This window comes from Nitrosospira multiformis, assembly GCF_900111585.1.
GTDB lineage: Bacteria > Pseudomonadota > Gammaproteobacteria > Burkholderiales > Nitrosomonadaceae > Nitrosospira > Nitrosospira multiformis_B.
This window is the reverse complement of sequence record NZ_FOHI01000006.1, coordinates 118,067-142,840: the sequence shown is the minus strand read 5'-3', so window position 1 is coordinate 142,840 and position 24,774 is coordinate 118,067. Positions and strand designations below refer to the sequence as shown.

Genomic DNA, 24,774 nt, shown 5'->3' with positions numbered 1-24,774 from the left:
TGGTCGGGTGGAGGTAGAAGCGCCGAATGGGATGGAGGCGGGGACGGGAACGGAGACGACGGATAGTCAAGGCACAAGAAAGGGGTTTTTCAGCTTTCCCACCTCGAACCATCACGCTTCCCATGGCTGGCGCCTGATACCCCTTCTGGTCGCCGCGCTCGTGCTGATACCTGTCGGCACAGTCGTTTCTTCGCTTTTTACCCCCACTGGCGAAGTCTGGCAGCACTTGGCAGAAACCATCCTGCCTGACCTGTTGGTCAATACATTCTGGCTTGCCTTGGGCGTACTTGTCGGCGTAACGCTGTTGGGCGTGAGCCTGGCGTGGTTTACCGCCGTATGCGAATTTCCCGGACGGCGATTCTTTTCGTGGGCGCTGTTGCTGCCGTTTGCCATGCCCGCGTACGTGACCGCATTCGTCGCACTGGGCCTCTTCGACTATATCGGTCCCGTCCAGACCGCGCTGCGCGAGTGGTTCGGCCCTGACCTCTTCTGGTTTCCAAATGTGCGCAGCAGGACGGGTGTCATCATCGTCATGATTCTGGCATTTTATCCCTATGTCTATCTGCTGGCTCGCAATGCCTTCCTCACCCAAGGTAAACGCTCGCTGGAAGCAGCGCAATCGCTGGGACTCGGCCGTACACAAGGTTTTTTCAAAGTAGCGCTTCCCATGGCGCGGCCGTGGATCGCTGGCGGCGCCATGCTGGCTTTGATGGAAACCCTGGCGGACTTCGGCACGGTAGCGGTCTTCAATTACGATACCTTCACTACTGCCATTTATAAAGCCTGGTTTGCCATGTTTTCCCTCCCCGCAGCCTCTCAACTCGCGTCACTGCTTATTGTGATCGTCTTTGCCATGATCATCCTTGAACAACAGTTCCGCTCCCAGATGCGCTACGCGGAAATCCGGCAGAGTGCGAGGGCTCACCTCATCACGCTTTCTGGCTGGCAAAAGTGGGGAGTCACAGGTTTTGCCTCGGCCACGCTGTTTCTTGCATTCCTGCTGCCGGTCGCGCAACTCGCTGTATGGACAACGCACGTTTTTGCACGTGATTTTGACCAGAGATATCTGGAATTCCTCTGGCATTCGCTCCTGTTGTCCGGTTTTGCAGTCCTGCTCACCTGCTCGGTTGCGCTGCTTATGGTCTATGCTGCGCGCCGCCATCCCAGCCGCGCCACACGTGCAGCAGTGCGCATTTCCACCCTTGGCTATGCCTTGCCCGGGACTGTTCTGGCAGTGGGAATTTTCATCCCGATAGCCTGGCTCGACAACCAGTTGAGCGAAATGGCCATGCAGTTATTTCATATGGAAACCGGACTGCTTATTCAGGGCACGCTTGCCACCATGCTGATCGCCTATATGACCCGCTTTCTCGCGGTGAGCTACAGCCCTATAGACAGCGCCATGCAGCGTATCACCAGCAGCATCGATGAGGCTGCCATGGGTCTCGGCTTGAGTGGATGGTCGATGTTGCGCCGCATCCATTTGCCGATGCTGAGGAGTGGAATATTTACCGCCGCAACCCTGGTGTTCGTGGATGTCATGAAAGAAATGCCCATCACGCTGATGACCCGGCCTTTTGGATGGGATACCCTGGCGGTAAGAATTTTCGAGATGACTTCCGAAGGCGAATGGGAGCAGGCCGCCCTGCCTGCGGTGGCGCTGGTGCTGGCAGGCCTGCTACCACTGATATTTTTCATGCGGCAAAGCGAAAAATAGTTTGCAAAAAATAGGTCGGATTGCGTCATGGGAACACTGCTTGAGCTAAGTTATATCCGCCATGCCTATGGGCAGCAAAGGGTGGTGAACGACCTGTCCTTCACCCTCGAGAAAGGGGCCATCGGATGCCTGCTGGGCCCGAGCGGTTGCGGCAAGACTACGGTGCTGAGATGCATTGCCGGTTTTGAGCCTGTTTCTGCGGGGGAAATCCTGCTCAATGGCGCCGTGATCAGCAGCACTAGCGTCATGATTCCGCCTGAAAGACGTCATATCGGAATGGTATTTCAGGACTATGCGCTATTTCCCCATCTGTCCGTCACGGACAATATCGGCTTTGGCCTGCATAGCATGCAAAAAGGCGAACGTTCTGCACGCATCGACGAGATGCTTCAAACCGTAGGCCTTGCTGATTCCGCAAAAAAATACCCCCACCAGCTCTCGGGAGGGCAGCAGCAGCGGGTAGCGCTGGCGCGCGCTTTGGCGCCCCGTCCGGAATTGCTACTGCTGGACGAACCCTTCTCGAATCTGGACGTCAGTCTGCGCGGTCGCTTGAGCCTGGAAGTCCGCGATATCCTCAAAAGCCAGAATGCCACGGCTATTCTGGTAACGCACGATCAGGATGAAGCGTTTGCCATTGCAGACGAGATTGGCGTCATGCACCACGGTGAAATCCAGCAGTGGGATACGGCCTATAATCTCTACCACAAACCCGCCAATCGATTCGTTGCCAATTTCATTGGAGAAGGCGTCTTCCTTCCCGGAAAAATGCTCGACCGACAGCAGGTGGAAATCGAACTGGGCACGCTGGCCGGGGATATCCCGCATCAATGCGCTCCGGACTGCCAGCTATGCCAGGAGGGAAACGTGGTAGATGTGCTGATCCGCCCGGATGATATCGTGCATGATGACGCCAGTCCCGTACAAGCCAAGGTTATGCAAAAAGCATTCCGGGGCGCCGACATCCTGTATACGCTGCAACTGCCTGGCGGCAGTACCGCCCTGTCGCTCGTTCCAAGCCATCATAATCATGCGATAGGGGAAAAAATAGGAATCAGGCTGGAAGCGGAGCATGTTGTGGCCTTCAGTCAGTCTGTACCATGACCAAAGTCCTGTTCCCGACCGGCGGACATCGGTAACACCTTTCCTGGTCGAGGGATTTTGACCTGATGTAGGTCCTCGATACCAATATTATTTCTGGCGGGCGCGCAAGGCAAAAGCCGCCAGGAGTCTGGCGGCAGGAAGGCAAATGTCGCTGCGGGATGGCACCCTGCTATGCATTACATTCTGGAATGCTGGCGCCCTATACAAGCAACCCTCCATTCAAGCAGTCCCCCATCCCCGGTTAGCTGTCATATCCTATCCGCTGCGCGTTGAAAAACGGGTGCATATCCACGCGCCTTCAGGGCGTTGCTGGAACTTCAGATCTGGTCTTTGGAGTCTGACCCGATCCCAGCATTATTCTCGTAGTTTCGCTCCGGCGGTGTTTCCGCTGAGGTGGAATAATCGCCGTGAGCAAGTTCCGATGCCATTCTCTGATGAAAGGCAGCCTGCTTTAAAGTTTCCTCCGCGGCTCGCTCGTATTTATGCAATAAAGCTGAAGTATACGATTGCTTATCTTGCGCCTGTCTACCATAAAGATAGCTTTTTTCTTCGTAATGCCGGAGGAGTTTCTTTTGATCCTCTGCCTTTATCAGCATTTCTTTTGCGGCATTTCGATATTGCTTCGCCAGATTATCGTGGTCGGTATAGGTTCTCGCATTCTTTACAGCCTTGTGAATATCCTCATTCTGCGCTTCGAGAGGACTCATTTGCGCGCAGGAAGCCAATAGAGCAATCGCGGACAAGATCGCAACAGCTGTTTCTGATTTTGTTTTCATGATAGTAATGAACCCAAATAGAATGAAAGCAGCTTCATCCTAACTCAGTCCATACTATTGAGTATATTGGGGAAACCCTGGTTTTTTACTAAGGGAAACCCTTATGCAAGTTTTATATGGCGGAAGTCCGGAAAGCGTCCTGACCACCTGACATAAGACGCCCAGTCAATGCCTGCATGATTACTTGGTAGGATCATTTCAACTACAGCCAATCTGCCTATCATGCTCTTTGAAGTTAAGAACCATAAATGAAACTGAAGAGGAGCCAAGACAGGGATTGGGAGGGGGAGCTTTGACATTGGATGAATGCTCGATCCGTATCTCGTCCATGGCTATTTCTCAAGTTCTTGCAATTGATGAAGATTTCGAATTGCTCTCTGTCCTGAACCTCTAATCCATCGGGACCACAATAGCGTTCGCGCTGCTCCAGAGTTAGGCGTGCGCCATACCCTTCCATCTTGCCACTCTAAGGGTTTCCCTTAGTATAAAACCAGAGTTTCCCCAATATACTTAATAGTATTGACTGAGATAGGATAAGGCTACTTTCATCCTGTTTGGGTTCATTACTATCATGAAAACAAAACTAGGAAATATCTTCGCAGTGTTATCGATGGCAGTCCTACTGGGATCGATGAGTTCCTTGGCGATTGCAGCCGAGCCCATTGACACTCCTGAGATTCGTGCGGCTGTCCAGAAAGCCACGACCCCGAGCGATCATGAGGCCGTAGCGAAATATTATGAAAATGCTGCTATGCAAATGCAGGCAAAAGTGAAGGAAGAAAAGGAATTGCTGGAACAGTATAAGAATAAAAGCTATCTTTATGGCAGGCAAGCTCAGGATCTGCAATCGCATACTGCAGCATTAATACGTCGTCACGAGGAGACCGTCGCGGTCGACATGAAAGAAGCCGCCTTGCATCGTCAAATGGCATCGAAACTCGATGAAAATCATGCTGCGTCCGACCGCCAAAGCCCGGCAATGTGAGTGAACCGCAGCCAGGATATAGGATAAGCCCGGTTTTCAGTAACTCACCTGGAACGTCGATTTTGCCGGGAGTTGGCTCAACCCGGTATTGACGATCACGATTCCGCATACAGAGGACGAAAGTGCTCACGCGGCAAATTCTTCACTTCCGCAACTGGCAACCACCCACGCGTTCGCATCCAGCAACCAAGTCAATAGTGGTATAGCTTGTTTCATCAATGAAGGCAGTTATCCCTTCTTCTCTATAGAAATACCCACCGGTCTCGGAAGCTCCGGTCTCGGAAGCTCATTAATGGGCATTATTGGGATTAATGCCTGCCACATCTGCAACCGTTTCAATCAGCGCGGCGATCCGGACAGGTTTGCAAAGATACTTCTGGAAACCTGCATTGATCGCCTTGACTTGCGCCTCTCCCTCACTTAGTACAGAGAGCGCAACCGCAGGAATATCCCTGCCTTTCTCTGACGGAAAATTACGCACAGCCTGAATGAACTGGTAGCCATCGATGTGGGGCATGATGATGTCACTAACGATCACATCCAGCCTGTGCGCTTGCAGCTGCTTCAATCCCTCGTCCGCACTGAGGCAAACGATGACCTGGGCTTGATAGAAAGACAACATGCGTTTCGTGACGTCCAAGGCTCCTGCTTCGTCATCCACGATCAAGACCTTGAGTCCGGAAAGAAGCGCCAAATCTTCTGTCTGCATCCGTAGCCTACCTTGGATTTGATAATTTGCCCTTGGCAGTGCCAGAAGGCATTGGTTGACGATCAAAGCAGACAGTATCACGGGCTAATTGCGCCCATCGTGCGATATCACACTCTATTCTGCCCTCCCTTTCCCGAGGACTTTTTATAGAAATATCAGTTCTTAATTAAGAATGTTAACGATAAGAGATAAGAAGGGTGGGTCTTGGGAAGGATGTTCAAGACCGATTGTGCGCTTCCGATAAAGAATGTTCTTTGCCTCGATAGGGCTTAAAAGCGGGTGTCAATAAACAAAACCCGCCGAAGCGGGTTTGAGCGAGAGGGAATACTGGAAAACGGAAAGCGGAGTCAAAGCTTGTCAGCCGCGTCCTTTACGATTGCCTTCGCACTTCCATGCTTTTACGGTTCCTTAAGCCCCTCCTGACTCCGGAGTCAGTTTTCCAGTGATTTTCACCGCTTCCCTAAGCGAAAGCATCTAAAAGCCTGATTCCTCTTCCACAGGCGATCACCGGATATGCAAGGCGTATGATACGGCATCTATAGCTCAGCCGCTAACAAGGAGATCAGCAGTGCGCGATGGAATCAGATAATAAAGAGTCTATGTAAAGGCACTAATGCCAGCTGCAACTCCTTTTCTTCCATTTCTTTCTGCAAGAATTTTTCGGTGGCTTTCTCCACCGGCAATGAAGAGGTGACGGATATAAAACCGACGGGACATTGCCCTGATTGACTCAGGCAGTAATAACCTCCCGCCTTGGCAAGCAAGAACACCAACCTTCTGTTGTGGAACAGAAGCACTCAAGCCACGCAGTCTGGAAGGGAAAATCGGCAACCGAAATTTCCGGTCTACGCGCAGACGTTCGGGGAGCGCCCCTTAGCTGCGCTAGCTGAACTTCTGTAATTTGCTGCACAGCTCCAAATGCACGGTAGTGGCTGCCAGACCCATATAAAGCAACCTCCGCAGTGAATCCAGGCACAGTCATGTTGATCGCCTCCATGACGGAAATTTTCGGGAACATCATAACTGAACGACTACGTCCATCTGTGCGTTGGCGAACTAAGGCGATGCTCTTCAGGAGCAGAAGCTAATTCGCTTGACTATGAAGGAAACGCTGCTATGACTAAATTGAGTGGTTTGCTCCTGTTTGCCCCGAGTGCGATCGGCGAATCATCTATGAAGTCATGCTGACTCTCGCTATGACGAAAACATTTCATGGGTCGCCGCAATCGATTGTACAAGCCCAACAAAAAGGAGGCTTTATCATGAAACAGTTGCGGATGATCGGTGTCTTGTCCGTGTTGGTGGGATTAGGTGGTTTGTTCATGAGTCCCCTGTCCCGAGCAGAGCCCGTTAAACCTTCAAAGATGATCAAGACCGAATATCAGTATTCCGCGAAGGTAGTGTGCTCGCTGCTGCGCCCGCACCAGGACGGGATGCTGGCACAAGGGACTTATCGTACAGCTGTCAACATTCATAACCCGAGTGACAAGAAAATCAGTGTCGCCGCCAAGGTTGCGCTGGCGAGACAGTTTGGCTCGGAACCGGGGCGGTTTGATGTGACACCATTCAAGGAGGCTGAGCTTCAGCCCGACGGAGCGGTGGGAATAAATTGCTTTGACATTGCAGGCTATTTTTGTCCAATTGATGGCGTATGCGTTGATTTTGCGTTCCTGGAGGGCTTCCTGGTTGTGAAAAGCCCAGTGCCTCTGGACGTCGTCGGAGTTTATACCGCTCGTCATACAGATGGGGAAGTCGAATCGATCGATGTTGAAGCGATAGAATCGCGCCAGGTCCGCGAAACGGTCAAAATTGGTACCGCGGAGCCGACCAGGACGGGAGGAGGCAAACGAGTCGAATATCCCCCCAAGGGAATCTCTGCCTACGGGGGAAAAGAACCCCGGCAAATGTGCGGCGGTATTGCCGGATTTCCATGCCCTGAAGGCAAGAAGTGTGTGGATGATCCTTCCGATGATTGCGACCCGGCAAGAGGCGGGGCTGACTGTAGCGGCATTTGCGTGAAGTAAATGTCCGAAATAGCACTCTGTACTTGCTATTGTTTAGCCGACGTACATCTGTTGTTGATAATGCCGGGAACGCTCCCGCGTTCCTGGCCAGGGATCGGAGCAGACATCATGAACTGGGATAACGAGAACTGGCGTTCACTCTGGACGCTTGAGATGATTTCCCGAGTCGCCGTGCATCAATCCGGTATCACGGCCAGAGTAGCGCCCTCACCAGACGATCCAAGGAAAGACGGTATCTTGCTTGAAAATATGGCTAACGTGGATTTGTCATACTGGGATCTGGACGAGCTTGCCGACCAAGTAATGACGCTCTGGCTGGAAGGAAGTTTTGAGCGTGCTTGAAGGCTGCAGCAAGAGGGCGGGAGATTATCGCCTTCGGAGAGATCTGGGTAAATTGATGCAGGGGTATTGCAACTGATGCTTACTCCCTCCCAAAGTCCATTAGTAGCCAACCTCTTTCTGGTGGCGCATGGTCAGAATCACTGCAGTTCCATCGTCATAGCGATACAAGGCTATATAGCCGCTATCCTAGAAGTCGATGATCTACTCTCGATACTCTGGCTTTATATCCTCGCCCCGGCGACCGATACCCGGCTGGTGCGCAAGCACTTTCACGCTTTCGCAGATCGCCTTGACGGTTCGCTTGGCAGCAGCAGCGTTCTTGTTAGGGAGGAAGCGATACAGGCGCTGCACGTCCTGCAGCGCCTGAGGCGACCAGATCAGAGGTGGCATTCTGGCGGCTCAATGTCCTGACCTCCTTCGAGCTGGGCCAGCCAGGCGTCCACCTCATAGCGGGGCAACGCTCTGCCTGCGCAATCCAATTCCTTTGGCACGCTTGCCGGCAGCAACTTGCCCTTGACGGCAATCCCCTCATCACCGGATGACATCACATCGCCTTCGACACCCAGCACGCGCTTCATCATGTACCCGTAGCCCCCCGGGCAAAAACCCGGGCCAATATATCCGCGGCTGCGCGCCTCATCGAACAGGGCTATCTACGGTAGACAGAAAATCATGTACTCTCCCTTCCCTACCGGCACATCCGTCAGCCGGTAAATTCCGACGGAATGCTCTTCGTCGTATTGATCTTAAGCCCTGCAAGACAGCAGACGAGGCTCAGGGCACTCAGGCCGAACACAACCATTAGAAGTCCACGCTTCATTCAGACGGAAACTGCCACTGATCTCTTCAAGATACTCTTCCCAACCGGTCGCTTGCCAGGGGCGCCGGCACTTCCGCCCGCTTCTGGAAGATGGCATCCTGGAAGTAGAGCGACTGGCACCCATAGATCGCCGGGAATCCCGCAACGTAAATGATCATGTCGCCCGCGCACTGGATCATGTCACGTCCGTCTTTCAACTTGAGCTGGTTGATGTCCTGGTAGACTAGACAAGCCAACTTGCTTAAAAGTACTGACGCAGTAAGAACAAGTATTAGAGGCAGGAGGCACATCAGAAGTAACAAGGTTTTCCGGATGAGCTTGATTATATTTTTCGCATTTGCGAAAATGCAGCACCTCAAAGCCTGCTGCCCTAAATGAGTCGGCAAACAGACTCCTGCAAGAGATCAAGGAAGTTTCCCACCTCTCCGTCATATCATCCGTTAGCACAATCGTAATAACCGTCCTGTAAAGGTAGTCTGATCGCGCCCGTCTGAGGCTATCGACCCGCTGCCTCACGCTCACTTCACCTAAAGGAAAATTTATTTAGTGAAGCAGACTATTATCCTTACTACTGTTGCCATATTGGTTACTGGAATTGTCATATGGGGAATTACCACGGTCCTAATTTAGGATAATGAAGCTCGGCTCTCTCGCGGCCTTTCGGAGGTTGGGTGCGTGCATCGGTATGTGAGATGTGTGATAGCATCCTGGCAGCGGTTGAGCAGTACTGGCGTGAATCTGCTGTGAATCTACTGGGTTGAATTGCAGGTCTAATGCGCCAGCTTGAGTGTCACGACACCCGCGATAATCAGCACTACACCCATGTATCTGGCAAAGGAAGCTGGGTCGCCATAGTGCAGCACGCCAACGAGGAACGTTCCTGCAGCTCCGATACCCGTCCAGACGGCATAGGCTGTTCCAATTGGGATATGACGCTGCGCAAGCCACAGCAAGAAACCGCTGACGGACATGAATACAACCGCCACGGTGATTCCGGTCCAGCGCGTCCCCGGCTCTTGCGCCATCTTCAGGCCGACTGGCCACCCAATCTCGAGCAGGCCGGCGAGAACGAGGTATACCCAACTCATTTTCCTTTTCCTATCTGAACGATTATTGGTCAAGGGAAATTTATCGGGTGCCTCGTGATGAGCAGCCCGGCAATAGGTCAGTACGCCATCGTCCAATTGGTCAGGCCAACGAGTCTAATGAGGAAGAAGACGTGCTCCAACCAACCCACCATGCAAGTAGGCCGGGTTGCCGCTGCCACCACCAGCCAATACAACGCGGTCAGTGGCGCAAATCATGCTCGAAGCAAGGAGCGGTCTCGTTAAACCGAAGGTATCCCGCCAAGCGATCCCTCAACGACGACGCCCCCTTGGACCACTGTGGGAAATCCGGCGTGCAACCCACACAGCAAGAGCAGTAAAGACAAGTTTTCGTATCAATTTATCCTCCTATTATTGGTCGGCCCATTGTGCCTTCTGGCGGGAAATGGTAGCGGACTAGCTCCTAATACGAACCGAACCGCTCTCTTTAAGGATAGACCAGAGGAGAGCTGAATTCTCTTCATAAAAACGTTGATTTAAATGGGCACAGAAAGAATTTTCGCATGGTAAAAAATGTGCTTTTTATCTCAGTGGTATGTTGATCCTACACATCAGGCACACTCATGACCATAATGACCATATTGATTATTACTATAAGAGGCTGATGAATGATCACTGAAGTCAATGCCGTGAACTTCCGGCAGAATCTGGGAGAAATGCTCAAACAGGTTCAATATCGTAATGACAGCATCGTCATCAGCAAGGATGGCAAGCCGGTGGCGCTCCGGTGGATGCAGAACTGTTTGCCCGCATCCGCCGCATGTACGATCGCTTCGATGAACTCAGCAACTATCTGGCTGAGAGGTACAGGGATGTGCCCGAGGAAGAAGGTTTGACCGAGATTGATACTCTAGTTGCAGAAGAACGAAAGCATCGCTGATGCCAGCGTTGCGTGATCCCGCCGACCAGCTGGTGCTGGCTATCTTAAAAGCTGCTCAGGCACGCTACCTCATTACGGGTGATAAGGATCTGCTAGCCTTGCGAGCAGTATCCTATTGTTTCGCCGGCCGACTTTTGGGCACGCCGCGGCAGTTGATTGCCAGCCTGAAAACTATTTGTCCTGCCTTTTTTCCGAAAATCCCACGGGGCACCAGGTACTGGATCACTCCGCGTGAGCAAGGAAAAAGCATAAGCTTCAAATTGTAATGGTTGGGAACTCAAGACCAGGGAACGCGCCATCTTCATCAGGAGAATGTTACGGCTGTCGTCGATGTAATGCCCCCTTTAATCTGTGTCTTGATCCAATCGTCCTGCTCGGTCAAGATGATGGTTTTTGTACAGTCCTCATACATCCTCCAGGAGATATGCTATTGTGCTTCGCTCCAGTGGGTGGCATAACGTATCAAATCGGCGCCGTCTTTCAAGTTCAATTTGGTACGAATGTTGAAGCGGTGCGTTTCGATAGTTTTAATACTGCGGCTAAGCAATTTGGCAATTTCCTGACTGCTATGTCCGGATCCAATCAAATGCAGTACCTCAAACTCACTGGGGGTCAGACTGTTAATCAAAGGCTCAGGCTCCGAGTTTCCGCCTGCGACCCGATTCAACAGCTTGGCATGCATTGGCTTGCTCAAATAAATATTTCCCTTTAATACCTCGTGGATAGCGGTTACCAGCACTTCACCCGGCTCCTGCTTCATCACGTAGCCGCGCGCCCCGGCCCGCAAAGCGCGTTCCGCATACACGCCTTCATCGTGCATGGAGACGACGAGTACGGGTAATGCGGGGAGCAGGGTGTGTATGCTTTTTATGACCTCAAAACCGGAGAGAGTCTTGAGAGACACATCCATTAAAACGATATCGGCATGATGTCCCGCTTTAAGTGTGGCCAGCGCTTCGTCGCCGTCGCCGGCTTCTGCAAATACCTCCATATCTGGCTCGAGATTGATAAGCATCGCCATGCCGTGCCGCAACATGGCATGGTCGTCCACCAGCATTACCTGTGCTTTCGAAGCTGGCATACCGGAAACTCCTACATCATTCGCATTTCGAGCCGTACTTCCACTCCACCTTCGGGATGTGACACGAATTTCAGTGTGGCGCCAAGCTGGCGGGCGCGATATTGCATGATTTTAATACCCATTCCTGAGGTCGCTCCGTGTTTTGTGTTAAAGCCGCCAAAGCCGCCGCCATCATCGCGTATCGACAGACGGAGCATTTCTTCCTCGGAACCCAGCGAAATAGTCACATGTTGTGCGCTGCCATGGCGTATTGCGTTATTGGTAGCCTCTTGGGCAATCCGGTAAATATTAAGTGCAAGATCCTTATCCTTGATAAGGACCTCATTTTTGCATATAAAATCACAAGTAATCTTATAAGTGATTGCGATTCTCGATGCAAATGCCCGCAGTGCGGCCACCAAGCCGTTGGTCTCCAGTTCAAATGGGAGCAGTCCCTGCGCAAGCTGCTTGCATTGCATCACAGCGACCTGCGCTTGAGTCGCGATGGAAGCAGCGACCGTTGCCGCATCCATACTCCCCAATGAGGATATTTTTTTCTGCAGCGCCTTGGCCTGATAACCAATCGCCGCAATCTGTTGGCCGAGATTGTCGTGTAAATCCTGGCCGATCGAACGCTGGTGTTCTTCCGTTATGGAAACCAGGGTTTGCTCGAGATGCTTGCGCTCAAACCACCTCCCCAGATCAGTCGCAACCGCGTCGATGAGCCGCTGTTCTTCCGGCACCAGGAAGGGTTTGTCTTCGGGATAGAAGACACGCAACTGGCCGCAGGAATGGCTGTTGGCGCTAATCTTCGATTTCAGCTCGTGCGTAAGACCCTGACCGTGATTCTTGGAAGTGAAGCGCCTGCCGTCGAGTTCGATCATGGCGGTAGCAATTTCCGGAAATTGCATGGCGGGTATCAGATGCTCGAAAATCTGCTGGCAGACATTGTCCACCGATAATTCCACCCCCATGCCATGGCGAATCTCGTAGAGACAAGTGATTTCTTTCAGACGCTCGCGCAACGCCTCGTCGATCTGTTTGCGCTCAAACCACCTTCCCAGATCAGTCGCGACCGCGTCGATGAGCCGCTGTTCTTCCGGCACCAGGAAGGGTTTATCTCCCGGATAGAAGACCCGTAACTGGCCACAGGGATGGGTGTTGACGTTAATCGTCGATTGCAGCTCGTGCGTAGGACCTTCGTCGTGAGTCTCGGAAGTGAAGCGCCTGCCGTCGAGCTCGATCATGGCGGTAGCAATTTCCGGAAATTGCATCGCGGGTATCAGGTGCTGAAAAATCTGCCGGCAAACGTTCTCCACCGATAATTCCGGCCCCATACCACGGCGAATTTCGTAGAGACAGGTGATTTCTTTCAGACGCTCACGGAGCGCCTGACTTGCGTCAGCATGCTCATCCGTAAGGGGGTGGGCGGAGCTGAGGTGCCTTTTATCCTGGCTGATCATTGAAGGCTTTCATAGTTCGATCAATTCAGTCTCTCACCTCGGCCGTTCCATGGCATGAATTTGCATATTTCGCTCAGTTTATTCTTCTGTACGGTCTTCAGGCAAAGGATATTGGGAAAAGCAGAATGCTTTACAAAACATAAAAAAAGAAATCGCACGAGAGTTTCTCACCGCTATAAATTCGAGGCTCTCGCTGCCCGAATCTCTTCTGCCAGCTGCAACACTGACATTGCATAATTTACGCTGCGATTGTAGCGGGTAATGACATGGAAATTATTAAAAGCCAGCCAGTGCTCCTTTCCATTCTTCGCTTCCAGTTCAAGTAGTGTCGCCAGCCGGCCAGCCGGCGCATGCCAGCGGGGCGTCACACCCCATTGTCCAATCTCCGCCACGGTGTAGCGCGGGGGGTATCCAGAATATAAAACTTCCCTGTAATCTTCGCCATTCACCATTGCGGGGACCACTATCAGCTGGCCTGCTTCCCATCCATAGCTCTTCAGGTAATTGGCGACGCTCCCGATTGCATCCGCTGCGCTGCCGGATAAATCGATCTTGCCGTCATTATTGAAATCCACCGCATACCGCCGGTAACTGCTCGGCATGAATTGCGGGATGCCGATTGCCCCTGCGTAAGAACCCCTGATATTCAGGAGGTCAGCCTGCTGGTCCCGTCCCATCAGGAGATATTGCTCCAACTCTCCGCGAAAGAAGGCCGCGCGACGGGGATAGTTGAATGCAAGCGTAGTCAGGGCGTCGAGTATGCGGTGCCTGCCGTTTTGCGTCCCGTAAAAAGTTTCGACACCGATTACAGCTGCGATGATCTCCTCGGGAATCCCGAAGTCCCTGCGGGCACGCTCCAGTTCCGGGGCATTTGTGTTCCAGAAGGCTACACCCGCGGCAATACGCTTCGGCGTGACGAAGACGGGCCGGTATGCATACCACGGCTTTGCGGTAGCAGGCTGTGAAATCGCTTTGATGATTCCCCCCTGATACTGTGCCTGCCCAAGAATGTCCTCCAGTTCAGCCTGGACAAAGCCGTGTCTTTCGACCATTTCGCCGATGAAATTTTTGACTCCCTCTTTTGCTTCCTCCTTTGTCTCCTCTTCGATCTTCCCTTCAACCTGTCTTTCGATTCCTTCTTCAACCTTCCTTTCGATTCTTCCTTCGATCTCCGGGCGCGGCTCAGCAGCCGGAGGAGCTACCGTGGTTGCCACACATCCCGTCAGTGCAAAAAAACCGAATGCATATATCAGAAAGCGCATAAATTCACCTGCATATAAAAATCCAATGGTTTACCCCTACCGGGGTTGTCGGGATAGCCAATAGTTCGGGACGTATCAAGAGTACCTCGGCAAATAAATGTACGATTCTATTTTTCATCCTTCAAGTCTCGTCACCCCACTCCCGCCATCCCTTGAGCAAGGGAAAATAAAGTCCTCGCCTTACCGACTGTCCTTCCGCTGCCTGCATGAGTGCAGCGTAACGATCCAGCTGATCGCGATAGCGCTCCTGCTCGCGATCGAGAAATCCCCCCACATCAGCGCCTTCATGGCTGCTTGTCTTGTAGTCAACGACCCATCGCTGACCCGCCGCATCGCGAAAAGTACGGTCTATCACGAAATCCATGTATTGGCCCGCCATGTTGCCGGTCATGCGCAACTCGCTGCGCGCCTCCTGCTGCGGTCCCAGTAGCCAGCGTCCGCGCGGCTCGCTCACTGCATGAGTGAGCGCTGCCATCACTCTTTTTACGGCATCATCAGAATCATCCTTACCCGTGCTGATCGCCCCGCATGCAATCAACTGGCGCCGGAAAATATTCCGCAGTTCCGTGATTCGAGCGGCGTTCCAGTCAGCCAGCCCGTCCTCGGCAATGCGTTGCAGCCATTTGTGGACTATATTGCCGACAAGCCGGGCTGTCTCGCCAGCCCAGGAATACTCGACTTCCCTCCAGATGGGCAAAGGAGACCGGTCTGCCTTCCACTGTAGGGCGCGCGGGGCGGGCGGGAGTTCCCAGCCGGATACCAGACGGCGAAGCGACTGGTCGATCACGGGTTTGTCTCTCGGCTCCTGCTCTTTATTGTCGCCGCATGACGGGGGGTCTGAAAAAACTGCTTTTGCTGCAGCCTCCATATAAAAGGATTCGACCGCAGGCCAGATTTTGCTCAACAAAGTCCTGGCCGGTGGAGGTTTAAGTTCAACCCTGCCTTCATTGCCGCTAATAACGCCAGTACTGCCAAGAAGATGCAGACGCTTTCTGGCACGTGTTGCAGCTACGTAGAGCAACCGTCCATCCTCCAGGCATTCCTTCTCGTCATCGAGCTTTACAATCCACGAATAGATTGGATCACTCCCGGAACCTGTTTCCTGGATGGGTGCAAGCAACAGATCATTCTTCCCGCTGCTTTCCTCTTTCTCTTCCTCTTCCGTTTCCGGCCATTCGTCGCGCAAATGCTCCATCCACATGAACAGCTTCTTGTCATCGCTGCGCGACAAGCGGCCAAGCCCGGGTACAATCACGCAGTCGAACTCCAGTCCCTTGGCCTTGTGGATGGTCATGATTTGCAGGGTATCGTCCGCTTTCGCGTCGGGCAAGGCGGAAAGACCTGTCAATCCTTCCTCCAATGCCGCGAGACTGCGAATGCTTCCCGCTTCCTCATGCGATTCAAGATAATCAAGGTAGGCTGAAGCGTCTTCCAGTCCTGTCTCATCTTCGAGGCACGCCGGGCCGCCCAGCGCCAGCCAGGTAGCTTCAACCGTTGCCCGCAGGGATTGCCGATCCCGATTGGCCATGCACGCCTTCAATACATGGCGCACCCGCAGCAGCCGTTCATAGCCGTCAGCCGAAACAGAGGCGATACGATTTTCATCCTGAAGCCACTCCCACGCGGTGGCGGGACCGGCCCCGGCGTTTTCCTCTCCCACTTGCGCGGTGTCGGGGTCGCCCGCCTCATCAGATTGACCGGGAGCAGCCGACACAAGAGCATGGAGGTCTGCAAGCGTAAGCCCGCACCATGGAGCTCTCAGCAGCGCAAACCATGCCAATCGGTCCGCCGGGTGCATCAGCGCGCGCGTGAGGACCAATAGATCCTGCACTACGGGCTGCCGGCTCAGTCCTTCGATTTCGATCGCGCGGAAACGTAGCCCGGCTTTTTTGAGCCGAGGCAGGATTTCCGCCAGATGACTGCGATTTCGAACCAGAATGGCAGTGGTGGAGCAATTCTCATCACGCTGCGCCCGCGCGACAATCTCCACCACTTTCGCTCCCTCGGCCCCATGATCATCGTTGAAGAATGGGTGCACACTAACAGCAGGATCTGGCAAGGCGGGGCGCACGGCAACGGAGGGTGAGTAGCGTACTGAACCCGTTGAAATATTCTCGCGCTGCGGCATGACACTTGCGAACGTCGCATTAACCCAGTCCACGATACCGCGCTGTGACCGGAAATTGGCGGAGAGTGAAACTGGACTGAGTGTCACATTCCCAAATCCGGTAGCGCGAGCACGCAGAAACAGCCCGACTTCAGCCTGGCGGAAGCGATAGATGGACTGCATCGGGTCGCCCACCACGAACATGCTGCGTCCGTCGCCCGGCTCCCATCCTGTCGTCAGTTTTGTAATCAGATCATACTGGCTGATCGAAGTATCCTGAAACTCATCTATCAATAAATGCCGAATGCGATAATCGAGTGCGAGTGCAAGATCTGTCGGCGCCTCGGAGTCACCCAGGGCGCGCAATGCTGCCTGCGCCACTTCGGTAAAATCCACCTTGTCATGCAGCTGAAATACGAGCTTGAGCTGCGCAACAGCATAGGGTAGCAGCCGGGTGATCGAACCGAGTATTTTCCACTGCCCCTCGGTGTACGCAGGCGGTGGCAGCAGGCGAATATCGTGCAGCGACTGGCGAAGCGAACCCTCATCATTTGCGGCCAACTGGGAAATCAATCGTAGCGCCCGGTCTTTCCAGGACTTTGCAATTTCTTTTTCGGCTTTGATACCAGGTGCAGCGGGTGGAAAACCTTCCCTGACGGTATGCTGCTTGCGCCAATCTCCTCCTTTCGTGAGGAGCAGTTCCGAAATGGCACACCAGCAGAAAACATCCTGCTCCTCACAACCAGGCAGGGTGTCGAGCGCACTGAGGCGCTCGTATTCAACCAACAGGCTCGCGCCATTGGCCAGATTGCTGCCCGCATATCTCGCCAACGCGAGCAGTTCAGCCTGTGCGACAGGAGGATGGGATGCCCATAATGCCCGCAAGCGCCGTAATGCCTGCCGGCGCGCATTCCTTAATGCCGCTTCCAACTCGTACCGCTCTCTGACATGAAGGTGCCGCAACCAGTGGTCCCGAAGGGCCAGTATTTCTACAAGCAGTTTTTCTATACGTCCGATATCATTATCGAGGTGCTCCAGCAAACACTCGACATCGTCGGCAACCGCATCGTCGCCATCGAGCAGAGCAAGGGTGGCGCGCGCTGCCTCGAGATATAGATCGGAGGCGTCATCCACCGTTTCCGGCTGCCCTCCGAATCCGGAGAGCACTGGCATCTGCCGGGTAAGGGATGCGCACAGCGAATCGAATGTTTGAATGCGTAGCCGAGCAGGATGGTCAGCAAGGCGCCAGCACGCCTCCGCATCCCGTCGCAGCACCGCATAAGCCAGTGTTCGCGTCGTTTTTTCATGTTCGCTTTCCTGTTCGGCTTCCTGGGCTCCGGATGAGGGAGCCGCTTTTTGGGCGGAGGCCAGCGCGGCCACCAGCCTCTGGCGCATCTCGGCAGCAGCCTTGCGCGTGAATGTAATCGCCACCACCTCCTCCGGTTCTTCGACGCAAGCCAGCAGTTTGAGGTAGCGTTGAATCAGAAGTCCGGTTTTACCGGAGCCGGCCGGGGCCTGCACAATGAATGAGCAGGCAGGATCGAGCGCTTGGCGCCGTTCCGCCTCATCCGGCGGAACACTCGATGCATTCTGCCGCAGCGGAAGCACATTACTCATTCTTCCTCCCCTTGCGCGGTGAAATCCGTGGCTACGCGCTCGTAAATTCGGCATAAGGGCTGAACATCGCATGTGCGGCAGGTCTGTGGATATTTCTTGGGGTCGACTTGCGAATGACCGCTGGAAAAATCGGTAACGACGCTTACAAGAGCCTCAAACCACGCTGCGACGAGCGCTTCCCACGAGCCATATCGATCGATGTGGCGTGATTCCGCGAACCCCTTTACGTCGGGTAAAAGATCGTTGTCGCGGGCAAGCGCTGTGTACCGCATTTCCCCGGCCCTGACTTGCGCAAAGGCAATGGCGGCAGCGTCCACCTCAGCGGCCACAAGATAGAGCGGCAGTTGAGGCTCGTCCGGGCGCTCCCCCAGCATCGCGTTCACGGAAGGCGCCCGTGTTTTGTAGTCGATGACAATCCGGCGACCATCGGCGAGTTCATCCACGCGATCCAACCGGGTGTTCAATGCGAGTCCAGCGATTTCGATGCTCTTTCTGGCCTCGGTGGAAACTACAGTGAAATCGCTTCGCTTCCTCTCTTCTTCGAGCCATTCTCGGGCCAATCTTGCCAGCCGCCGCTGCTCGATCCGGGCAAGACGTTCTGACAAAGTATGTGAATGCCTCGCGCTCATGCGTGCAATGACTTCCCCCGCGGCACTGGTCAGTAGCGTTCTCAACTCGTCCTCAGCCAAAGCGTCGAGTGCGCTCTTATTCTTGATCTGACTCCATACCTGGGCAAGCATCTCGTGAACCAGCGTGCCGCGCTCTCCCGCATCAAGTCCAGGATGAGGCGTCTTCAAGCCTTCCGCATGCAAACGATGTAGCGCCAACGCGCGGAATGGACAGGCGGCTTGGTCTTTTATCACCGCCACCCCGCCGCGAGCTCTGCCCTCTCCTCCTTTGCCAGAGACTATCCCGGGCGCCGGTTCATCCTTTATTCCCTCAAGTCGGCGTCCCCGATGGATCAGATCGCGATGTTTCACATAATCCGGAAGCAGGCCGAAAAGCCTGATATCGCTGGCAGCAATATGTGCGATCAACGGACTTGGCGCCAGCTCACGCGTATCGCTGCTTCCGATATGGCGGGCGTGACTCAGAACAACTTCCTTCGATGCAGCCAGCCATCCATCCGTAAAACGGGACGCAAGTTCGAGAGTGGCTGCCGGCGAGCCCAGGGGCAGCCTTTCGGCGCGCTGCAGCTCGATCGGCAGGAACGGATTCGGGCGTGGTTGCAACGGCCAGGCCTCATCCGACAATCCCATCACCCAGAGATGATCGAACATCATCCCACCAGCTTCAAAGACGCCGAGTATCTGGATGGGAACGTCCGGCGTCTCTGGCTGAAACAAGGTATCGGCAGCCATCCCGCGCAGATGCGAGATAGCCTGGCGATAGCTCATGCCGGTGGTAACGTTATCAAGAAGGGCTAAACCCGCGAGGACGTCCTGCCATTTTTTGAGCGTCTGATACTCTGAAGAGTCAGGAGTTCTTTCACCTGGAAATCCGACGAGCCGCAGGATATCGGAAATTGCTCTTGCCAGCGCGGAAGGACGCTGCACGTCTGTCGACATTTTTCTGCGGAACTTTTCGCAGGCCCACAACAGCTTCACCAGGATTGGACAATTCGCATTGTTTTCACGCTTTACCAGTACAAGCAGGCGTTCGAGTGTGATCACAGGCTCGGCATGCTTGCGCAATTTTGCATCAAGCCGCGCGCGAGGAAGCATTTCGGTCTCCGCCCCCGCCAGGAAGGGAGATCGTAACAAGAGGCTTGCACGCTCGAACTCGATTTCTCCCTGGATGAGCTCAAGCACAAGGAATGCAGCATGTACCAGCGGGTACGAACTCAGCGCAACACCCAGGGATATGTTGAATGGCATGTGCCGTTGTGCGCCGGGAAGGGCTTGACGGACATCCGGATCCATCACGGAGCTGAAGATTCGTACGAGACTACTCCGATACTCCGAAAGCGGCGGAACCACTATGCCGACGCGAGCGGCGCTATCCCTCTCGATTCGGGCCCGCGCCCACACCGCGGCATGATAAATCTCGTCATTGCTGACGTCACATTCCACCCGGTGCACAGCCCGGTTTGCGGAGTATGGCATTTCGAACCGCTGCGCGGACGGACCGGTTCCTCTCACCTCATCGACCTCGCAACCCGCTTCCTCAAGCTTTGCCAGCAGCGCAGCCCACTGGGGCGTCACGCTGTCGAAACCATAACAAATCAGACGTTGCGGTATCGCGATACCAGAGGAACCACACAACCCGGTTACAAGCGTGCAAAGACGTGCACGGTCGATCTGGCGAGCCTTGCGGGTGACATTTTCATAGCGGTGCGACCAGGCGCTGAATGCTCTGCAATCCTCGTTCAACACGAATTTCCCGAGCCGGGGGATCAACTGCCACTCATGGGCAAGCATCCACGCCTCCCGGGCCAACCGTGCGGTTTCTGCCACCGAGAGCAAGACGGGAGCAGCCGATTGGACGACAACCTCCTCCCACAAGAACTGCTCCTGTGCAGATGTAAGCAGCTGGGGTAGATGAGATGCATGAATGGAATAAAGCGCATCTTCGTAAATGCGCTCGATAAATGCGGAAACTGGCAGAATGTCGGCTGAAACCCAAGCAGAAATTCCTTGCGCTGCCTGGATTCGATCGAACTCGCGCCTGAGGGTGATGGCGAGCCGCCTGTTGGGAGTCACAACCGTATCGCCGGCTTTCAATCCGGCGATACGATTTACAACAACTTCGGGGAAAGGAATTTGTAGAGAATGAGGAATGGCAGACATGCCGCGGCAAACTACCGCTATTGAATCAGCGTTCCAGCTCTTCCAGCTTTTCCGTCACCTTTGCCCAATCGTCGGCCTCAGGCAGCGCATCCTTTTTCTCGATGATAGGTTTCCAGGATTTGGATAATTCAGCATTGAGTGCGATGAAATGTTGCTGACTTCCCGGCACATCGTCTTCAGAGTAAATAGCTTCTACCGGGCACTCAGCCACACACAAGGTGCAGTCGATGCACTCGTCAGGATCAATCACCAGAAAATTGGGCCCCTCCCGAAAGCAATCCACTGGACACACATCCACGCAATCCGTGTATTTGCATTTGATACAACTTTCAGTTACTACATAAGTCATGACAGATCCTTGCTGAGCTCTTGGAGAATCCGCAATTTTACCAGAAATTTTATGAACACCACTATAACCCCAAGACCCCGAACCATACTGCAATCATGGGTTTAAGACCTGTGGCGCACCCTGCCCTGTCACTGAACTGTGCCGGACTCGGGAGAGTCTGCAATTCGACCAAGCGGATGAGCGCGAATATGTCGGAGCGCACTTTTGTCCAAGTGGCTACGGGTACACGATAAAGTACTTGCTCGATATTCGAACGCGATGCGGTGGCGTCCAACGTAAGAGTATCGCCATCATGGCAAATTGCTACCGGTCAGTAGTCGCGAAAAAAGCTCGCCAGGGAAGGAAGGGTTCTATGCTCAATGTGCTTGACTTCAGAACGGGACGGTTGAAGTTGTAGCTTATGCAGGTATAAGTTGTAGAAGTTCAGATTTGATTCGATATATCGCACCTCTCAAATCGGATAACTGTCAGATGACATCGCGGCTACTACGGATGAAGCAACGGTCAGCATCTATGCACAAGCTAGTCCCAACTCAGTCCCATCTCGCGCATGAGCCTTCGTGCATCTTTTCCATCGAGTTGGGCCGTTGATCTCATCCGCTCCAAAGCTACAGATCTCGCCCCTCGGGGTAAGCAGTTGAAATTGTCAATGATTTTGCGGAATGATTCTGGCAGTGCCTGCCAGTGAACGCCGCTATCGTCATAACCAAAAGCTTTCATTTCACGTTTGAGTGCAAGCATCTTGAAAACTGTCAGGGCGTTATCAAACTCATGAGTCTGCCATCGTTCGACCAGTTCCTGCATGATTTTCTGCCGTTCCAGACGTTCGAGATCCGATATATACTGCCTGAGAGGAGCTTGCTCCATAATAATCCTCACCTCTACGGCTCTCTCCACATTTCTCGCATGCTCCTGCACCTGATCAGCTTTTTCAGCGAGCTTTTGCGCTACTCTTTCGATAGTTTCCTTGATTACCTTCCATCTCTCCAGAAACCGGAACGACATAAGCCCAAGTTCATGAAGATGGGCTTGTAATGGGTGCGCTGATCGCCATCGACACAACTGGCGCTCCATTCTCGCGCGCCTTAATCGAACCTGACGCAATCTTGCCAGCAAAGCATTCCGCGCATGACGAGCGGCCAACACCTCATGGTCACATTCTACTAGTTCACTGACTGCCGGAGGACGCAGTTCTACTATTACTGCTCGCAGCTCCGCGCTCGTCATATGATCTATCGATTTGGGTATTGATGGTGGAGTTTTACCTGCCAAGTGAACTCCCTGTACATTTATGGAATAAACGACCATGTTTCCACTCCAGACAATGGCCTGATTGCAGGCCAGTCCCGCCTTCGGCTCCGGACGGGACTGACTCTCTGTACATCTGAAATTCCATCCGTTTCAGGTGCCTGCTGCGTCTTGAGAAAACTGTAATGCCCAGCAACTTTCCTTACCCCAGGTCCAATCGTCCTGATTGCATCGGATCATGCATCGCATACCTCCAACATACTAGAAATGCATTTTTATACTGGCCTGGTAAAACTCATTAGCCACCTCTCCTTTCAGATCAGCTCCGGCAGCAAAGCGCAAGGCAAGATGCATGGGCAGCGCAAGCTCGACATAGGGTCCTATCCAGTTGTAGAGCGTTCCAGGAGCTCCGTCGATGCGATCGACGTGAAACCGCAGGTGCTCCCAATGAACTCCAACGGAGTTGACGGGAAAATTCTTGAGATTGAACAGCGCTGGCTTGACCCCAAGGCTCACCCAATTATGGATGAAGTCCCGCGCCCGTTCATCGCGAATGGCCGCGTAGTAGGCAAAGTATCCCTGACCGGTGAAGTAATCGTCGTCGTAGTTGATGGTGATGTTGGGCACCACACCTTCGGCCGCCCGGATACCCCGGCCGACGATCCGGCTGGATAGCAGAGCGCCGTTGAGAACGCCGATCTGGGGATTGATGCTCAGCGCATCGTCGAAAAATCGGAAGTTCAACCCCATGCCGACTTCCGTCCACAACCCGTTGCCACCCGCATCGACCTGCATGCCATCCGGCCCTGCAACTACCCGGCTGCGGCCAAAGTTGGGACTCGTCCACAGCCAACTGTAGAAAGTGAAATCGATGTTGTCGGTGATCTCATAACCCGCATCAAGGATGGTCTGAAAACCAAAGAACGCATCCTGCTTCAAAGTCACGCCCCCGTGGAATTTCTTGCGGTCAAAGCCGTGGCCCTTGCTCCCGCCCTCCTGCCAGCCGTTTTCATCCAGAAAGGGCTTTACATCCGCAACCTTGGTCTTTACGACAGGTAGCTTATCTCCAATTTCGCCATGTGCTGGAGCTGCCGGGTTAGATGAACCCGTAGCTGCTGCCATCCCGATGTCTTTTTTTTCCAGAGTGAAATTGGGGCTGGCGTCTTCTTTTTGCCCCCCTGTCCTTTCCAGCCGTTCTTCCAGCTCCGCAATTCTCGCTTCCAAGATTTCCAGCTTCTTCTTCAGTTCAGCATCGGTTTCTAAAAGTGCTGCGGATGAGGTGCAACTTCCTCCAAGAAGCAGAAGCAGACCCAGGCACTTACTCTTTACTTCCCTTGTTGAGCTTTTCCTCCATCCTTCGTTTGACTTGAATTTTGCTGACATTCTATTCCCCTTCCCTTTCTCTTAAGTAATCGAGTGATGTTGAATTCGTCCTTCAGCATTTGGTCCATGAACTTAACATTTGTTAAGAAATTGTTAAGTTCATGTGAAGTATAAGTTGATAAAATGTGAAAAAAAAGTGAAAAATGTATAAATTAATAAAAAAAGTGGGGGGGATATGCAATAAAATCCATAAAAAAGTGTTAAAAGTGGGATAAATTGGAGAAAAAATAATCCTAGCGTCGGTGTTATCTCAATACCGGGTGTGGAGAAGGAAAAGGAAGGGTGTGTTACTGACTAGCGTCTGCTCCTGCAGTGGACGATTGCTGAGCAGGAGAAGGTAGTGGCGGAAACGCGGAGATGGCTTTGTGAATGACTTATGAAAGGTTATTTTGTTTTGGCTATACAGTTCCTTTGTGGATTTTTAATCGTCAGGCTATCTTTCTGGCTCTCCCTGTCCCCTGTTGTCATCACTCCAAACAGGACAACAACAGACCTCGAATTCCCCCATTGAGAAAAAATTACTTGGAGGAACTTGATGGGCGAAAAGATGTCTTCACTTTAAAATAACAAAAACATCACAAAAAAATCACAATTGACTAACTGCCGAGAGGGGAACAGTGATGAAAAAAGGAAAGCTCGTTGCTATTTCATATATTTTTGCTATGGCGGCCGCCTTGCTGACGACAGCGGTTTCATTTGCAGAGGTGACGGAGGATTCGGATGCCAAGAAGGTTCATAGTGTTGTAACCCTGAATGATTATGAGGCCAGAGCAAGGAACCACGAGGATGCAGCAAAGGAAATGCAAACCAAAGCGCAGGAGCAAAAACGGCTGCTTGAGCAGTACAAGGCCAAAAGCTATCTCTACGGAAGGCAAGCTCAAGATCTACAAGGGCATGCTCATGCCTTGGCACGCAAATATGACAATGCCGCAAAGGCCCATATCAGAGAAGCCGAATCATATCGAGGAATGGCAATACAGCTCGCGGAAGATACATTCTGCGCCCCTCCGACAAAAACCGAGCATTGCTGAAGTCT

Annotated in this window: 22 protein-coding genes and 1 pseudogene; 9 read left to right on the top strand and 14 right to left on the bottom strand. The window is 53.1% G+C overall.

Features of this window, described 5'->3' with window-relative positions; genetic code table 11:
* The first annotated feature begins 7 nt into the window (after window positions 1-7).
* Together BMW46_RS10560 and BMW46_RS10555 are read left to right on the top strand one after the other, a co-directional pair.
* On the top strand, window positions 8-1,717 hold the full coding sequence (locus BMW46_RS10560) for an ABC transporter permease (RefSeq protein ID WP_081355774.1): 1,710 nt from the start codon (window positions 8-10) through the stop codon (window positions 1,715-1,717).
* A gap of 27 nt (window positions 1,718-1,744) precedes the next feature.
* On the top strand, window positions 1,745-2,818 hold the full coding sequence (locus tag BMW46_RS10555; protein WP_074708274.1) for an ABC transporter ATP-binding protein: 1,074 nt from the start codon (window positions 1,745-1,747) through the stop codon (window positions 2,816-2,818).
* Window positions 2,819-3,135: 317 nt separating this feature from the next.
* Here BMW46_RS10555 and BMW46_RS10550 read toward each other — a convergent pair whose 3' ends face one another.
* Window positions 3,136-3,594, bottom strand: a complete 459-nt coding sequence (locus BMW46_RS10550) for a hypothetical protein (RefSeq protein ID WP_074708272.1) — start codon at window positions 3,592-3,594, stop codon at window positions 3,136-3,138.
* A 571-nt stretch (window positions 3,595-4,165) separates the two neighbouring features.
* Between BMW46_RS10550 and BMW46_RS10545 the strand changes: the two genes are divergently transcribed.
* Window positions 4,166-4,579, top strand: a complete 414-nt coding sequence (locus BMW46_RS10545) for a hypothetical protein (RefSeq protein ID WP_074708269.1) — start codon at window positions 4,166-4,168, stop codon at window positions 4,577-4,579.
* A 289-nt stretch (window positions 4,580-4,868) separates the two neighbouring features.
* Here the strand turns inward: BMW46_RS10545 and BMW46_RS10540 are convergent, their stop codons facing one another.
* Window positions 4,869-5,288: a response regulator gene (locus BMW46_RS10540; RefSeq protein WP_074708266.1), complete on the bottom strand. Its 420-nt coding sequence runs from the start codon at window positions 5,286-5,288 to the stop codon at window positions 4,869-4,871.
* A 1,262-nt stretch (window positions 5,289-6,550) separates the two neighbouring features.
* Between BMW46_RS10540 and BMW46_RS10530 the strand changes: the two genes are divergently transcribed.
* Window positions 6,551-7,312, top strand: coding sequence for a Kazal-type serine protease inhibitor domain protein (locus tag BMW46_RS10530; RefSeq protein ID WP_074708261.1), 762 nt, complete (start codon window positions 6,551-6,553; stop codon window positions 7,310-7,312).
* Window positions 7,313-7,420: 108 nt separating this feature from the next.
* A complete protein-coding gene (locus BMW46_RS10525) occupies window positions 7,421-7,654 on the top strand; it encodes a hypothetical protein (protein ID WP_143121453.1) in 234 nt (77 codons plus the stop codon).
* Between the two features lie 201 nt (window positions 7,655-7,855).
* Here the strand turns inward: BMW46_RS10525 and BMW46_RS15605 are convergent, their stop codons facing one another.
* The 4 genes from BMW46_RS15605 to BMW46_RS10505 form a co-directional block, all read right to left on the bottom strand.
* Window positions 7,856-8,044 (bottom strand): type II toxin-antitoxin system RelE/ParE family toxin, encoded by a 189-nt coding sequence (locus BMW46_RS15605; protein WP_218141791.1) that lies wholly within the window; start codon window positions 8,042-8,044, stop codon window positions 7,856-7,858.
* Complete coding sequence (locus BMW46_RS10515) at window positions 8,032-8,235, bottom strand: S24/S26 family peptidase (protein ID WP_074708256.1); 204 nt, start codon at window positions 8,233-8,235, stop codon at window positions 8,032-8,034. The genes BMW46_RS15605 and BMW46_RS10515 overlap by 13 nt, the downstream gene beginning before the upstream one ends.
* A 265-nt stretch (window positions 8,236-8,500) precedes the next feature.
* Complete coding sequence (locus BMW46_RS15150) at window positions 8,501-8,710, bottom strand: hypothetical protein (RefSeq protein WP_143121452.1); 210 nt, start codon at window positions 8,708-8,710, stop codon at window positions 8,501-8,503.
* Between the two features lie 534 nt (window positions 8,711-9,244).
* Entirely contained in the window at window positions 9,245-9,562 is a 318-nt protein-coding gene (locus BMW46_RS10505; RefSeq protein ID WP_074708251.1) for a DMT family transporter, read from the bottom strand.
* Window positions 9,563-10,188: 626 nt separating this feature from the next.
* On the opposite strand from BMW46_RS10505, the pseudogene BMW46_RS15965 reads away from it, so the two are divergent.
* From BMW46_RS15965 to BMW46_RS15600, 3 genes and pseudogenes are all read left to right on the top strand, one after another.
* A pseudogene (locus BMW46_RS15965) lies at window positions 10,189-10,290 on the top strand (hypothetical protein); the annotation flags it as partial.
* A 17-nt stretch (window positions 10,291-10,307) separates the two neighbouring features.
* Window positions 10,308-10,460, top strand: a complete 153-nt coding sequence (locus BMW46_RS15820; protein ID WP_256377039.1) for a hypothetical protein — start codon at window positions 10,308-10,310, stop codon at window positions 10,458-10,460.
* The gene (locus BMW46_RS15600; RefSeq protein WP_218141789.1) at window positions 10,460-10,726 is read left to right on the top strand and encodes a hypothetical protein; all 267 of its coding nucleotides are present in this window, start codon (window positions 10,460-10,462) and stop codon (window positions 10,724-10,726) included. Before BMW46_RS15820 ends, BMW46_RS15600 begins: the two co-directional genes overlap by 1 nt.
* A gap of 161 nt (window positions 10,727-10,887) precedes the next feature.
* On the opposite strand, the gene BMW46_RS10490 is transcribed toward BMW46_RS15600, so the two are convergent.
* The 8 genes from BMW46_RS10490 to BMW46_RS10455 form a co-directional block, all read right to left on the bottom strand.
* Complete coding sequence (locus BMW46_RS10490) at window positions 10,888-11,541, bottom strand: response regulator (protein ID WP_074708248.1); 654 nt, start codon at window positions 11,539-11,541, stop codon at window positions 10,888-10,890.
* 11 nt (window positions 11,542-11,552) lie between these two features.
* Entirely contained in the window at window positions 11,553-12,983 is a 1,431-nt protein-coding gene (locus BMW46_RS10485; protein ID WP_074708246.1) for an ATP-binding protein, read from the bottom strand.
* A gap of 173 nt (window positions 12,984-13,156) precedes the next feature.
* A complete protein-coding gene (gene mltB, locus BMW46_RS10480) occupies window positions 13,157-14,245 on the bottom strand; it encodes a lytic murein transglycosylase B (protein ID WP_074708243.1) in 1,089 nt (362 codons plus the stop codon).
* 121 nt (window positions 14,246-14,366) lie between these two features.
* Window positions 14,367-17,969, bottom strand: a complete 3,603-nt coding sequence (locus BMW46_RS10475) for a UvrD-helicase domain-containing protein (protein ID WP_074708240.1) — start codon at window positions 17,967-17,969, stop codon at window positions 14,367-14,369.
* Entirely contained in the window at window positions 17,966-20,758 is a 2,793-nt protein-coding gene (locus tag BMW46_RS10470; RefSeq protein ID WP_074708238.1) for a PD-(D/E)XK nuclease family protein, read from the bottom strand. Before BMW46_RS10470 ends, BMW46_RS10475 begins: the two co-directional genes overlap by 4 nt.
* Before the next feature lie 25 nt (window positions 20,759-20,783).
* Window positions 20,784-21,107 (bottom strand): ferredoxin FdxA, encoded by a 324-nt coding sequence (gene fdxA, locus BMW46_RS10465; RefSeq protein WP_074708235.1) that lies wholly within the window; start codon window positions 21,105-21,107, stop codon window positions 20,784-20,786.
* A 522-nt stretch (window positions 21,108-21,629) separates the two neighbouring features.
* The gene (locus BMW46_RS10460; protein WP_074708232.1) at window positions 21,630-22,112 is read right to left on the bottom strand and encodes a hypothetical protein; all 483 of its coding nucleotides are present in this window, start codon (window positions 22,110-22,112) and stop codon (window positions 21,630-21,632) included.
* Window positions 22,113-22,616: 504 nt separating this feature from the next.
* Window positions 22,617-23,579 (bottom strand): DUF6733 family protein, encoded by a 963-nt coding sequence (locus BMW46_RS10455; RefSeq protein WP_256377038.1) that lies wholly within the window; start codon window positions 23,577-23,579, stop codon window positions 22,617-22,619.
* A 779-nt stretch (window positions 23,580-24,358) separates the two neighbouring features.
* Between BMW46_RS10455 and BMW46_RS10450 the strand changes: the two genes are divergently transcribed.
* Window positions 24,359-24,769 (top strand): hypothetical protein, encoded by a 411-nt coding sequence (locus tag BMW46_RS10450; protein ID WP_074708230.1) that lies wholly within the window; start codon window positions 24,359-24,361, stop codon window positions 24,767-24,769.
* The last annotated feature ends 5 nt before the right edge of the window (window positions 24,770-24,774 follow it).

What these genes read in the sequence shown, in the direction of transcription:
- BMW46_RS15605 (WP_218141791.1), bottom strand. Translation starts at nt 8,044, where the DNA reads ATGCCACCTCTGATCTGGTCGCCTCAGGCGCTGCAGGACGTGCAGCGC.
- BMW46_RS10555 (WP_074708274.1), top strand. Translation starts at nt 1,745, where the DNA reads ATGGGAACACTGCTTGAGCTAAGTTATATCCGCCATGCCTATGGGCAG.
- BMW46_RS10460 (WP_074708232.1), bottom strand. Translation starts at nt 22,112, where the DNA reads ATGTCGTTCCGGTTTCTGGAGAGATGGAAGGTAATCAAGGAAACTATC.
- BMW46_RS10540 (WP_074708266.1), bottom strand. Translation starts at nt 5,288, where the DNA reads ATGCAGACAGAAGATTTGGCGCTTCTTTCCGGACTCAAGGTCTTGATC.
- BMW46_RS10505 (WP_074708251.1), bottom strand. Translation starts at nt 9,562, where the DNA reads ATGAGTTGGGTATACCTCGTTCTCGCCGGCCTGCTCGAGATTGGGTGG.
- BMW46_RS10550 (WP_074708272.1), bottom strand. Translation starts at nt 3,594, where the DNA reads ATGAAAACAAAATCAGAAACAGCTGTTGCGATCTTGTCCGCGATTGCT.
- BMW46_RS10530 (WP_074708261.1), top strand. Translation starts at nt 6,551, where the DNA reads ATGAAACAGTTGCGGATGATCGGTGTCTTGTCCGTGTTGGTGGGATTA.
- BMW46_RS10525 (WP_143121453.1), top strand. Translation starts at nt 7,421, where the DNA reads ATGAACTGGGATAACGAGAACTGGCGTTCACTCTGGACGCTTGAGATG.
- BMW46_RS10490 (WP_074708248.1), bottom strand. Translation starts at nt 11,541, where the DNA reads ATGCCAGCTTCGAAAGCACAGGTAATGCTGGTGGACGACCATGCCATG.
- BMW46_RS10450 (WP_074708230.1), top strand. Translation starts at nt 24,359, where the DNA reads ATGAAAAAAGGAAAGCTCGTTGCTATTTCATATATTTTTGCTATGGCG.
- BMW46_RS10470 (WP_074708238.1), bottom strand. Translation starts at nt 20,758, where the DNA reads ATGTCTGCCATTCCTCATTCTCTACAAATTCCTTTCCCCGAAGTTGTT.
- BMW46_RS15600 (WP_218141789.1), top strand. Translation starts at nt 10,460, where the DNA reads ATGCCAGCGTTGCGTGATCCCGCCGACCAGCTGGTGCTGGCTATCTTA.
- BMW46_RS10485 (WP_074708246.1), bottom strand. Translation starts at nt 12,983, where the DNA reads ATGATCAGCCAGGATAAAAGGCACCTCAGCTCCGCCCACCCCCTTACG.
- BMW46_RS10515 (WP_074708256.1), bottom strand. Translation starts at nt 8,235, where the DNA reads ATGATGAAGCGCGTGCTGGGTGTCGAAGGCGATGTGATGTCATCCGGT.
- fdxA (WP_074708235.1), bottom strand. Translation starts at nt 21,107, where the DNA reads ATGACTTATGTAGTAACTGAAAGTTGTATCAAATGCAAATACACGGAT.
- mltB (WP_074708243.1), bottom strand. Translation starts at nt 14,245, where the DNA reads ATGCGCTTTCTGATATATGCATTCGGTTTTTTTGCACTGACGGGATGT.
- BMW46_RS10475 (WP_074708240.1), bottom strand. Translation starts at nt 17,969, where the DNA reads ATGAGTAATGTGCTTCCGCTGCGGCAGAATGCATCGAGTGTTCCGCCG.
- BMW46_RS10545 (WP_074708269.1), top strand. Translation starts at nt 4,166, where the DNA reads ATGAAAACAAAACTAGGAAATATCTTCGCAGTGTTATCGATGGCAGTC.